Raw genomic sequence first — 12,163 nt, 5'->3', positions numbered from 1 at the left:
GCGCCTCCATTGGCCGCTCGCGCCCGCTACAGCGGGAGCGACTCGCCACCAGGGGCGCGGTGACGGTCGCTACTCGGCGACGCAGATGGATTCGTACTCGATGATGAGGTCGTAGGAGATGTCGTCGGTCGCGTAAACCCCCACACGCTCGATCGAACCGCCGGACACACGCACCTGCGGGTGGATCCCGTCCACGGTCGTGTCACCGCCGGAACGACGCGGCTCGTAGCCGGCATCCCGCCAGTACGCCTCCACACCGGCCAGGGCGGCGATGGGGTCGCCGGGGGTGTCATACCGGTGGTCGCTGCTGGAAATGACCACGCCGGGCCCGAGATTGCTCAGCTCGCAGGGCTCGGAGTTGACCCCGGGAGGATCCTCCCCGGGCAACAGAGTGTCGGGCACGGCGCCGCCGGCCGCCGCAGCCAGATCTGCGATCAGGGTCTCGGCCTGCGCCCGCAGTTCCTCGGGGGTGAATTCGGTTTCCGCGGCGGTCGGGGGACGCGACCGGATGGCCGCGTCACCGATCGTCTTGCTCGCTGAGGTGACCAGGGTCGGACCGACGGCCAGCAGCCCGAGGGCCAGGAGGACGACGCCCCAGGCCGTGGCTGAGACGGCGGCGCTGCGGGTGACCTCCCGGTGCCGATGCCGGCGGCCCATGATCAGGAGCCCGATGGGCGCCGCGCACACGACGACGAGCAGAACGATGGACGTCAGCACCAGAGTGCCGGGCCCGGCCTCCCCGAATTCCTGCCGGAGGACGGCGGCGAGCATGCCGATCGCCCCGCCGACCAGCGCGATGAGGCCCAGCACCTTGAGGATGCCGATGGTGCCGCGGACCCGGCGGGATGCCTCGTCCGGCACGAATTCGGCGTCGATCGCGGCGAAGATCTCGGCCGTCGACGGTGGTGCACTATCCGGGTCGGGCTCGCGGGCCGATTCCGGGGCGGGTGGGGTCGCCGGCGGGTGTGCGGCATCCGGGGCCGTGGGCTCGGCCGGACCGTACGGGAAGGGCCCGGCGGAGGGCTCGCCGTCGGCGGGCGGATGGGTCATCGGTCCCTCGCGATGGCGGCAACACTAGCCCCGGTGACGGTGACGAGGTCGCCGGGGGAGAGCTCGATGTCGAAGCCGCGGCGGCCGCCGGAGACGAAGACGGTGTCGTAGAGCTCGGCGGTCTCGTCGAGCACGGTGGCGTGCCGGGTCTTCTGCCCGATCGGGCTGATCCCGCCGAGGACGTAGCCGGTCTTCCGCTGGGCGAGAACCGGGTCGGCCATGACGGCCTTCTTCGCGCCGACAGCCGCGGCCAGCGCCTTGAGGTCGAGCTGCCCGGAGACGGGCACGATCGCCACGACGAGCGTGCCGTCGGCGTCGGCGAGCAGCGTTTTGAACACCTGGGCGGGGTCGAGGCCGAGCTTGTCGGCGGCCTCGAGGCCGTAGCCGGCGACGGCAGCGTCGTGCGCGTACGGGTGGGCGGTGAACCGGATGCCGGCGTGTTGCAGCGCCACCGTGGCGGGCGTGCCGCCGGCATCCGGCTTGCTCATGCCTGGGCTTCTTCGGCCCGCAGCAGCAGCATGGAGGTTCCGCCCATGCTGAGGCGGTCACCCGGCAGGTAGGAGTTCTGGACCTCGCGGATGTCGTCGTGACTGGAGTCCCAGAGCACCGTGTAGCCGGAGACGCCGGAGTGCAGGGGCAGCGTCACGTCCACCGGGGTCTCCAGGCCGTGCACGATCAGCAGGATGCGGTTGAAGTCCTCGTGCTCCGGGGTGCTGGCCGCGAGGTACTGCAGGGTGCGCTCCCGGGGGGAGTTCCAGTCGGTCTCCGACATCGAGGCGCCGGCGGCGTTGTACCAGTCCATCTGGCTGGCGCTGAGGGTGGTTTGGCCGGGGCGACCGAACCGGACGGGCCGGAGGGCCGGGTTCTCCCGACGCAGGGCCAGCAGCTTCCGGGTCACCCGGTGCAGGTCCTGCTGCCAGTCGTCGAAGTCCCAGTCCAGCCAGGTCAGTTCACTGTCGTGGCAGTAGGCGTTGTTGTTGCCGCGCTGGCTGCGCCCGAACTCGTCGCCGGCGGTGAGCATCGGCACACCGGCGGAGAGCAGCAGGGTGCCCAGCAAGTTCCGCATCGCCCGGCGGCGGGTGCGCAACACGGTGACGTCGCGGGTGGGACCCTCGACGCCGTGGTTGAAGCTGTTGTTGCCGTCGGTGCCGTCGCGGTTGGCCTCGCCGTTGCCCACGTTGTGCTTCACGTTGTAGGCGGTGAGGTCGGCCATGGTGAAACCGTCATGGGCGGTGATGAAGTTCAGCGACGCCAGCGGGCCTCGTTCCACCGAGAAGGTGTTGCCGGAGCCGGCCAGGCGGGACGCGAACCGGCCGATGCCGCTGTCCGAGGTGGAGTTGTGGCGCACAGCGGCGATGTCGGTGAGCCAGAAGGAGCGCATCCGGTCGCGGTAGCGGTCGTTCCACTCCGACCAGCCGGACGGGAAGTTGCCGGTCTGCCAGCCGCCCATGCCCACATCCCAGGGTTCGGCGATGAGCTTCACCCCGGCGAGCTCCGGGTCGTCGCGGATGGCGGTGAGCAGCGGGTGGTCCGGCGTGTAGTGCACGTTCTCGTCCCGGCCCAGGGTCGCGGCGAGGTCGAACCGGAAACCGTCGACCTGCATCTCGTTGGCCCAGTAGCGCAGGGAGTCCAGCACCAGGCGCATCGGGACGTCGTGGCCGAAGTTCACGGTGTTGCCGCATCCGGTGACGTCGATGTAGTGGCCTTTGGCGTTCTGCCGGTAGTAGGTGGCGTTGTCGATGCCGCGGAGGCTGGTCACCGGGCCGGCCGGTCCCTCCTCGGCGGTGTGGTTGTAGACCACGTCGAGGATGACCTCGAGGCCCGCCTCGTGCAGGAGCTTCACCATGCCCTTGAACTCCCGCAGCACCGCCTCCGGCCCCTCGGACTGGGAAGCCTGGGTGGCGTAGTCGGCGTGCGGGGTGAAGAAGTTGAGGGTGTTGTAACCCCAGTAGTTGGTCAGGCCCTGCTTGATCAGACGCTGTTCGGAGACGAAGGACTGCACCGGCAGCAACTCGACCGTCGTCACACCGAGGTTCTTGAGGTACGCGATCGTGCTCTCGTGGGCGAGGCCGGCGTAGGTGCCGCGCAGTTCGACGGGCATCGCCGGGCTCAGCTTGCTCAGCCCGCGCACGTGCGCCTCGTAGACGACGGTGTGGTCCAGCGGGATGTTCGGCTTCACGGCGCCGGCCCAGTCGAAGTCGCCGTCGACCATGGTGGACTGCCACTGGTCGGGGCCGACCCGGGCGAGGCCGCGCGCGTACGGGTCGATCAGCGTCTTCTCGGGGTGGAAGGAGTGCGTGGGCCCGGCGGGACCGGACACCCGGATGCCGTAGCGGCGGCCCGCGGTGAGGGTGCGGGAGCGCCCGACCCAGACGTTGTGCGCGTCGCGCACCATGGGCACGGTACGCACGATCCAGTTGGGGTCGGTGTGGTCGAAAATGCACAGTTCGATGGCCTCGGCGTGCTCCGACCAGACGCGGAGTTCTCCGCCGTTGCTCGTAGCGCGGACGCCCAGATTGCGGAGGGAGTCAGCTGGAGTCATGAGATCTAGAGTAATGAGTGAACATGGTGCGTTCTGACCAGCCCGGACAACGAAAATCTCGGCCACGGAACCAGCCGGAAGGTGAAGAAATGTCGGTCTACCTCGACCACGCGGCCACGGCCCCCATGCTGCCTGCCGCCATCACGGCATATGCGGAGGCGATGGCCGTCGTCGGCAACCCGGCGTCCATCCACAGCCAGGGCCAGAACGCCAAGCGGATGCTCGAGGAAGCCCGCGAACAGGTTGCGACGAGTGTGGGCTGCGACCCCATCGAGATCGTCTTCACCGGCAGCGGCACAGAGGCGGTGAACCTCGGCATCAAGGGGCTGTACTGGGCGCGCGCACCACGCACCCGCATCCTCGTGCCCGGGGGAGAACACCACGCCACCGTGGACACCGTGGAATGGCTTGCCCAGCAGGAGGGCGCCATCGTGCAGTGGATCCCCTTGGACGCGCTGGGCCGCATCGATCTCGTCGCCCTGGCCGACGCCATCCGCGCGAACCCCGACGACGTGGCACTGGTCACCCTGCTGGCCGCCAACAACGAAGTGGGAACCCTGCAGCCGATCGAGCGGGTGGCGGCGCTCGCCGCGACCCACGGCATCCCCGTGCACGTCGACGCCATCTCCGCCTACGGGCACGTCCCGATCGACTTCGCCGCCCTGCACCAGGCCGGAGTGTCGGCGCTGAGCGTGTCGGCGCACAAGATCGGCGGGCCCGTCGGCATCGGCGCGCTGGTGCTGTCCCGCACCGCCACCGTCGTCCCGCTGATCCACGGCGGCGGCCAGCAGCGCCAGGTGCGCAGCGGCACCCAGGATGTGGCAGCGGCGGTGTCGTTCGCGGTCGCGGCCACCGCCATGACCGCGGAACTGTCGGCCGAGAACCGGCGCCTGGCGGTGCTGCGCGACGCCGTGATCGAGGGTGTTCAGGCCGCGGTATCCTCCGCCGTGCTCAACGGCGACCCCGACCCGGCCGGGCGGCTGCCCGGCAACGCGCACTTCACCTTCCCCGGCTGCGAGGGCGACTCCCTGTTGTTCCTGCTCGATGTCGCGGGCGTGTCGGTGTCCACCGGCTCGGCCTGCCAGGCGGGCATCCCCGAACCCTCGCATGTGCTGCGCGCGATGGGCCGCAGCGAGGCCGAGGCGCGAAGTGCCCTCCGGATCACTCTGGGCCGCACCTCGACCCTTGCCGACGTCGATGCCCTGGCCAGCGCGCTTCCGGGAGCCTGGTCGCAGGCGATCGGCGCGGGAATGGCCGACTCGGCGCCGCGTGCGTACACTTAACCAGTGAAGATTCTGGCAGCAATGAGCGGTGGGGTGGATTCCGCCGTGGCCGCAGCCCGCGCGGTCGAGGCAGGGCACGAGGTGGTCGGGGTGCACCTGGCTCTGTCGCGCATGCCCGGCACGCTCCGTACCGGCAGCCGCGGCTGCTGCACCGTCGAGGACTCGATGGACGCCCAACGGGCGGCCAACATCATCGGCATCCCGTACTACGTGTGGGACTTCTCCGAGCGGTTCAAGCTCGACGTGGTGGATGACTTCATCGCCGAGTACGCCGCCGGCCGCACCCCGAACCCGTGCATGCGCTGCAACGAGAAGATCAAGTTCGCCGCGCTGCTCGAGAAGGCCCTGGCACTCGGCTTCGACGCCGTCTGTACCGGCCACTACGCCTCGATCGTGACGGATGCCGACGGCAACCGCGAACTGCACCGGGCCAGCGCCTGGGCCAAGGACCAGTCCTACGTGCTCGGTGTGCTCACCAAGGAGCAGCTCGCGCACTCGATGTTCCCGCTGGGCGCCACCCCGTCCAAGGCCGAGGTGCGCGCCGAGGCCGCCGAACGCGGTTTCTCGGTGGCGAACAAGCCCGACTCCTACGACATCTGCTTCATCCCCGACGGTGACACCCGCGGCTGGCTCGGCGAGCGGGTCGCCCCGGCGACCGGCGACATCCTCGACCGCGAAGGCAACAAGCTCGGCGAGCACGAGGGCGCCGTCGCGTTCACCGTCGGCCAGCGGAAGGGACTGTCCATCGGCATCCCCGCCGCCGACGGCAAGCCCCGCTTCGTGCTCGAGGTGCGCCCGGTGTCGAACACCGTGGTCGTGGGGCCCAAGGAGGCCCTGGCGATCAAGGAGATCGCCGGCACCAAGTACACCTGGGCCGGCCGGGCGCCGGAGCACCCCGAGGTTGAGTTCGCCTGCGACGTGCAGATCCGCGCGCACGCCGACCCGGAGCCCGCCGTGGCGCAGGTCATCAGCGTGCCGGCCGATCCGACCGCCACCCCGCCGGTGGAGGCGCACACCGAACTGCGCATCACCCCGACCGAGCCGCTGACCGGAGTCGCCCCCGGGCAGACCGCCGTGGTCTACATCGGCACCCGGGTGCTGGGCCAGTGCACCATCGACCGCACGGTCAGCGCCGTGCCGGTCATAGCAAGCAGTGACGTTGCCGTTCCGGTTCCCGCCGACTCCGCGACGATCAATGCCTGACGCGACCGGAGCGTCACCCGCGGCAGCGCTGTCCGCCGCCGGCGACGAGGCCGTGAGTCTCACCACGCGCATCCTCGCGGCCCGCGACGCGTATTACGAACGCAATGAAGTGGTCATCTCGGACGCGGAGTACGACCACCTGATCCAGCGCCTCGAGGAACTCGAACGGCTCTTCCCCGAGCTGGCCAGCCAGGACAGCCCCACCCAGACCGTCGGCGGCCGGGCCGAGACCACCCTGTTCGACCCGGTGCAGCACGCCGAACGGATGCTCAGCCTCGACAACGTGTTCTCCCTCGAGGAGTTCGAGGCGTGGGCGGCGAAGGTGGAACGCGACGCCGGCCGCCCCGTGCACTACCTCTGCGAACTCAAGATCGACGGCCTGGCCATCAACCTGCGCTACCTCAACGGTGTGCTCGTCAGCGCCGCCACCCGCGGCGACGGCGTGGTCGGTGAGGACGTCACCGAGAACATCGCCCTGGTCCCCGGCATCCCGGCCCGACTGTCCGGCACCGGGCACCCGCCGCTGATGGAGGTCCGCGGGGAAGTCTTCTTCCCGGTCGAGGCCTTCCGTGAACTCAACGCCGCCCAGAGCGCCGCCGGCGAACGGGTCTTCGCCAACCCGCGGAACGCCGCCAGCGGATCGCTCCGGCAAAAAGCGGAGAGCAAGAACGCCGACCAGCTCGCCCTGATGAAGGCCAGGCTCGGCCGGCTGCGGATGCTCGTGCACGGCATCGGCGCCTGGGAACAGCCCGGTGCCGACGCGCAGTCCGCGGTCTACGAGCTGCTCGCGGGCTGGGGCCTGCCCACCAGCGCCCACTACAAGGTCGTCGCCAAGGCGAGCGAGGCATCCGCCTTCATCGAGTACTTCGGCGAGCACCGCGGCAGTGTCGAGCACGAGATCGACGGCATCGTGATCAAGGTCGACGAGCTCGCCCTGCACGACGAACTCGGCGCCACGAACCGGGCGCCGCGGTGGGCGATCGCCTACAAGTACCCGCCCGAGCAGGTGAACACGAAGCTGCTCGACATCGTCGTGAGCGTCGGCCGCACCGGCCGGGCCACCCCGTTCGCCGTGATGGAACCGGTGCGTGTCGCCGGGTCGGTCGTGCGCCAGGCCACCCTGCACAACCAGGACGTCGTCAAGGCCAAGGGTGTGCTCATCGGCGATACCGTCGTGCTGCGGAAGGCCGGCGACGTCATCCCCGAGGTCCTCGGTCCGGTCGTGGAGCTGCGTGACGGCACCGAACGCGAATTCGTGATGCCCCAGAACTGCCCGGTCTGCGGCACCCCGCTCAAGGCCGCGAAGGAAGGCGACATCGACCTGCGCTGCCCCAACGCGCGCAGCTGCCCCGCCCAGGTGCGTGGCCGGGTGGAACACATCGGCTCCCGCGGCGCCCTCGACATCGAGGTGCTCGGCGAGGTCACCGCTGCCGCGCTCACCCAGCCGACCACCCCGGAGACACCGCCGCTGGACACCGAGGCAGGCCTGTTCGAGCTCACCATCGACGACCTGCTGCCCATCTCCGTCGTCGTGCGCGACGCCGAGACCGGGCTGCCCCGCGAGGACGAGGACGGCACCGTGCGCCAGCGCACGCCGTTCCGCCGCAACCCCTCCGCCGCCGAGAAGAAGGCCGGGCTGGAGGGCCCGCAGCCGTCTTCCAACGCCGTGAAACTGATCAACGAGATCGAACTGGCCAAGACCAAGCCGCTGGCGCGCATCCTGGTCTCCCTGAACATCCGCCACGTCGGCCCGGTCGCCGCCCGGGCGCTGGCGAACCACTTCGGCTCCCTCGACGCCATCCGGGCGGCCAGCCGCGACGAACTCGCCGAGGTCGACGGGGTGGGCGGCATCATCGCCGACGCCGTGATCGACTGGTTCGAGGTGGACTGGCACCGCGAGATCGTGGAGCGCTGGGCCGCCGCCGGCGTGCAGTTCACCACCCCTGGGCACCCGGGACCGGGCGCAGCTGCCGCGGCCGGGGGAGTGCTCACCGGTATCACCGTCGTGGCGACCGGATCGCTCGAGGGGTTCACCCGCGAGGGCGCCTCCGAGGCCATTCTTGCCGCCGGCGGCAAGAACGCCTCCAGCGTGTCCAAGAAGACCGACTTCGTGGCCGCCGGCCCCGGCGCCGGCTCCAAGCTGGCCAAGGCCGAGGCCCTCGGGTTGCGCATCATCGACGCCGATCAGTTCCGCCTGTTGCTCGAGCACGGCCCGTCGGCCCTCGCCGAGCCGGCGGATGTGACGGCGGCCGACAGCGCCGCTACCCCCGACGTCGACACCGAGTAGCCCGCTCTTAACTGTTCCCCGTGCGGACAAGTGGTCCCGGCACACCGGGTGCAATTGTCTGCACGGGGAACAGTTGTGGGGCCAGACGGGCCCAGCGTGGGTCAGCACGGCTAGGCTGCGGGCATGGCCCACATCGCCGACGAGGACCGACCGGGGAACCCACCGACGGGGGAACCCATCGCCCCGGAGCCGACTGAGCCGCGGGAGCCGCCTTACCAGGCATTGTTCCCCAACCTGGACCGGGTGTCCCGCTCCGCCTTCCGCCCGGGTACCGTCAGCCGGCGCCGCATCGCCCGGGCGACGGGCCTGCTGGCCGGCGTGCTGGTGGTCATCGCGGGGCTGGTCGGCGCGAGCATCCTGCTCTGAGCCCCGCTACCGGCTGCAACTGTTCCCCGTGCGGACAAATGGTCCCGGCACACCGGGTGCAATTGTCCGCACGGGCAACAGTTGTGCCCGGGACGGCGCGGCGGGGGTCAGGCGCGCGGGGCGACGTCGATGAGCACCTTGCCGACCACGCCCGCCTCCACGGCGGCATGGGCGTCAGCGGTGCGCTCCAGCGGGAACCGGTGCAGTGGCAGCCCGGCCACCTCGCCCACCGCGAAGACGCCGTCGGCCGCAGCCGCGCTCACATCCTCGCGCGCGGCGTCCAGGGCCGCCTGGCCCACCGTGTACAGCAGGATGAACTGGTACCGCACGTTGCCGCCCATGTTCGGGGAGGCGTCGAGAGTGATGCTGCCGCCGCCATCCGTGGCGTAGATCGCGACCGACCCGCGCGCGGCCACCACGGCCGCGTCGAGTTCGGCGTTCACGGCCGGCGCCACCTCGACGATCAGGTTCACCCCGTTCGGGGCGATGGCGCGGATCTGCTCCGCGGTGTTTCCCTCGGTGTACACGACCACGTGATGCGCTCCCGCGGCGGTAGCCAGGGCCGCCTTGGCGGGCCCGCTCACCGTGGTGATCACGGTCGCACCCGCCCAGCGGGCCAGCTGGATGGCCGCGTGCCCGACCGCACCGGCGCCACCGGCGACCAGGACGAACCGGCCGGCTAGCGCGCCCGGATGCAGCCGGGCCGGGCCGTCCTCGGACACGGTCAGCGCGCGGTGCGCCGTCATGGCCGGAACACCGAGGCTGGCCCCCACGTCGAAGCCGGCCGCATCCGCCAGCGGCGCCACCCGGTTCACCGGCAGCACCGCGAACTCCTGCGCCGTGCCGCTCTGCCGCTGGTACGCGGCCAGGTGCAACCAGACCCGGTCGCCAACGGCGAACTCGGTCACGCCCGTCCCGAGAGCGTCGACCACACCGGCGCCGTCCTGGTTCGGCACGACCTCGGCGACAGTTGTGCTCAGGATGCCCTGGCCGCGCCGGGACTTCCAGTCGGTGGGGTTCACCCCGGACACCACGACCTTCACGCGGACCTCTCCGGCGCCGGGCTGTGGCACGTCGCGCTCCACCAGCTGAAGGACGGAGGGGTCACCGGTCTGGGTATAGACGATTGCTTTCATTCCACCGGAAACGCCTGGGGCGGCCGAATGCTTCCCGCCGCACCCGGCACATCCGCACCCGGCACAGTGGGTGCCGGGACCTACACTCGAGCATGTCAAACGAATGGCGCCGCATCGTTGCCGCGCTCACCAATCCGGAACTCCGCCGGGTGTACGCCGAGGTCATCCTGGCGGAGCACCGGGATCGGCCTCCGCTGGCGCCGGCGCGCCGGGCGCGGGCGGTGCGGTCGCTCACCGACGCCGGACTGGTGCGGCCAGGGCCGGCAGGTTCCATGCACGCCGACGACGAGCTCCTCGCCCGTCTCCTCGCCACGGGGGACCGAGCCACCCGCCAGGGCGTCGAAAGGTTTCTGCGGGCCGGCCGCATCGACCGGTATCCGGCCCGGGCGTCGGAGCGTCGCGAGTTGCTGGTCTGGATCATCGCCCGTGCCCTGCCCGACCACGACGACCGCACAGAATCCCAGGTCAACGACGCCCTGCTGGACTACACCGACGACGTCTCCACTCTCCGCCGCTATCTCGTGGACGCCGAGCTGCTGGAGCGCACTCCGTCGGGCAGCGCCTACCGCCGGGTGCACGACTCGGCCGGTGCCTCAGGAGTCCGAAATCCGGGCCCGGAAACCTGACCGAAACATTGGGCGGCAAAACCCGGCCGAATCCCCCCGGATAGCCCTGTTAGAGGGGCATAGCGGGGGTCGCGGAATCGCTAGGCTGGGGCGTGCACGACTTGCCAGGGGCGTCAGGTCGGCCATTTGTAGTTCGTTCGGGAGGGGACGGAACCTGTCGTGCTGTTCGAGACCGCTGTCGTAGCGACGCTCTCGTTGTCCCTCATGGGGGCGGGCGCGACTACCGCCGTGCCCGAATCGGCGAGTCTCAGCATGCAGGGCACCGTTGCCGAACGGCTTTCCGACCGGCAGAGCGACGGCGGTCCGTCAACGCTGTGGACGCAGCTGGAGCCCGAGCTGGCCTCCGCGGCAGCCACCACGGTCGACATCGACCTCGCCTCCATCCACAGCATGACCGGCGCCAACCTGCTCGTCGGTCTGGCCCAGCTTCCGCTGGCGGATGTCGCCGCCTTCGCCGCCGAGTACCCCACCCACATCGACGCCATCCTCACCGCGCCGCCGGAGGCCACCGTGGTGACGGCCTGGTGGACCATGCTCGACTCCACCCAGCGGGCATCCCTCACCGCGGCGACCCCGCGGCTCGTCGGCAATCTCGACGGTGTGCCGCTCGCCCAACGCAGCCGGGCCAACGAGACGTACCTGCGCGAATCCCTCGCCGACATCGGCCGAGCCCTCGACGGGAACCCGTCCGCGGCCGAGCAGAACCGGCTCACCCGCCAGGAGGCCATGCTCGAACAGGTCGCCGAGGCCCTGCGCGCCAGCGACGGCGGCCCCAAGCGCAGCCTGATCCTGCTCGACCCGGCGGGCACCGGCCGCGCCGCGATCGCCCTGGGCAACCCCGACACCGCCGACTACATCGGCTACCTCGTGCCCGGCATGAACTACCAGGTCGAACCCCAGATGGTGAACTGGACCACGGTCGCCGACGACCTCTACCGCGAAGAGCTCAAGGTGCTCACCGAACGCGCCGCCGAGCCGACTTCCACCAGCACGCCTCCAGCCACCATCATCGCGGCCGCGACCACAACGGGGTCCTCGAGCCGCGGTCTCAGCGCCGGCGCTCCGATCACCGTCACCGGCACGACCGAGACGGCTGCCCCAGCCGGACCGCCCACCGTCGCCACCATCTCCTGGATCGGCTACGAGGCGCCCGACCTGTTCTCCGTGGGCGGGCTCGACCGCGCCGAGGCCGGCGCCGAGTTCCTCGAAACATCCTGGGCCGGGGTGCGCGCCACGCGCGGCGGTGACCAGCCCTTCGTCGGGGTCTTCGCCCACTCCTACGGCTCGACGGTGTCCCTCCTCGCGCTGGCCCAAGGATCGGTGGAGGTCGACGCGCTCGTCCTCGTCGGCTCCCCGGGCAGCGCCATCCAGTCGGCGGCGAAGCTCAAGGTCACCGACGAGAACGTCTTCGTCGGCAAGGCGGACTGGGACCCGGCCGTGAATTCGGCGTTCTTCGGCAGCGATCCGGGCGCCGCCTCCTACGGGGCCACGGCGCTCGGCGTGCGCGGCGGAATCGACGCCCTCACCGGCGACACCCTGGCCGGATCCGTCGGCCACAACGACTATTTCAAGCCCGGAAGCGAGTCGCTGCACAACATGGCGTTGATCGGCACGGACAACGCGGAACTGGTCACCGGCGACACTGAATAGAATTGAAGCTTCCACTTCGA

General features: G+C 70.6%; 10 protein-coding genes. 6 read left to right on the top strand and 4 right to left on the bottom strand.

Going from position 1 to position 12,163, the window contains the following annotated elements; genetic code table 11:
• Positions 1–69 precede the first annotated feature (69 nt).
• Genes ACU5E9_RS04455 through glgX form a run of 3 tightly spaced genes read right to left on the bottom strand, consistent with a single transcriptional unit; the run spans position 70 to position 3,592 of the window.
• Positions 70–1,050 carry a hypothetical protein gene (locus ACU5E9_RS04455; protein ID WP_456812415.1) on the bottom strand — a complete coding sequence of 327 codons (981 nt, stop codon included), beginning with the start codon at positions 1,048–1,050 and terminating at the stop codon, positions 70–72.
• Positions 1,047–1,538, bottom strand: a complete 492-nt coding sequence (gene ybaK, locus ACU5E9_RS04450) for a Cys-tRNA(Pro) deacylase (protein ID WP_456812414.1) — start codon at positions 1,536–1,538, stop codon at positions 1,047–1,049. Before ybaK ends, ACU5E9_RS04455 begins: the two co-directional genes overlap by 4 nt.
• Positions 1,535–3,592: a glycogen debranching protein GlgX gene (gene glgX, locus ACU5E9_RS04445; protein WP_456812413.1), complete on the bottom strand. Its 2,058-nt coding sequence runs from the start codon at positions 3,590–3,592 to the stop codon at positions 1,535–1,537. Before glgX ends, ybaK begins: the two co-directional genes overlap by 4 nt.
• Before the next feature lie 89 nt (positions 3,593–3,681).
• Between glgX and ACU5E9_RS04440 the strand changes: the two genes are divergently transcribed.
• The 4 genes from ACU5E9_RS04440 to ACU5E9_RS04425 all read left to right on the top strand — a co-directional run bounded on the left by ACU5E9_RS04440 (position 3,682) and on the right by ACU5E9_RS04425 (position 8,731).
• Positions 3,682–4,875, top strand: coding sequence for a cysteine desulfurase family protein (locus ACU5E9_RS04440; protein ID WP_456812412.1), 1,194 nt, complete (start codon positions 3,682–3,684; stop codon positions 4,873–4,875).
• A gap of 3 nt (positions 4,876–4,878) precedes the next feature.
• Positions 4,879–6,078, top strand: coding sequence for a tRNA 2-thiouridine(34) synthase MnmA (gene mnmA / locus ACU5E9_RS04435; RefSeq protein WP_456812411.1), 1,200 nt, complete (start codon positions 4,879–4,881; stop codon positions 6,076–6,078).
• Positions 6,071–8,365 (top strand): NAD-dependent DNA ligase LigA, encoded by a 2,295-nt coding sequence (ligA, locus tag ACU5E9_RS04430; protein ID WP_456812410.1) that lies wholly within the window; start codon positions 6,071–6,073, stop codon positions 8,363–8,365. Before mnmA ends, ligA begins: the two co-directional genes overlap by 8 nt.
• 123 nt (positions 8,366–8,488) lie before the next feature.
• Positions 8,489–8,731, top strand: coding sequence for a hypothetical protein (locus ACU5E9_RS04425; RefSeq protein ID WP_456812409.1), 243 nt, complete (start codon positions 8,489–8,491; stop codon positions 8,729–8,731).
• A gap of 107 nt (positions 8,732–8,838) precedes the next feature.
• On the opposite strand, the gene ACU5E9_RS04420 is transcribed toward ACU5E9_RS04425, so the two are convergent.
• Positions 8,839–9,867: an NADPH:quinone reductase gene (locus tag ACU5E9_RS04420; protein WP_456812408.1), complete on the bottom strand. Its 1,029-nt coding sequence runs from the start codon at positions 9,865–9,867 to the stop codon at positions 8,839–8,841.
• 92 nt (positions 9,868–9,959) lie between these two features.
• On the opposite strand from ACU5E9_RS04420, the gene ACU5E9_RS04415 reads away from it, so the two are divergent.
• Entirely contained in the window at positions 9,960–10,493 is a 534-nt protein-coding gene (locus ACU5E9_RS04415; protein ID WP_456812407.1) for a DUF2087 domain-containing protein, read from the top strand.
• A 159-nt stretch (positions 10,494–10,652) separates the two neighbouring features.
• The gene (locus ACU5E9_RS04410) at positions 10,653–12,143 is read left to right on the top strand and encodes an alpha/beta hydrolase (RefSeq protein WP_456812406.1); all 1,491 of its coding nucleotides are present in this window, start codon (positions 10,653–10,655) and stop codon (positions 12,141–12,143) included.
• The last annotated feature ends 20 nt before the right edge of the window (positions 12,144–12,163 follow it).

The organism is Cryobacterium sp. AP23, from assembly GCF_054075385.1.
This window is presented reverse-complemented; position numbering and strand designations above follow the sequence as displayed.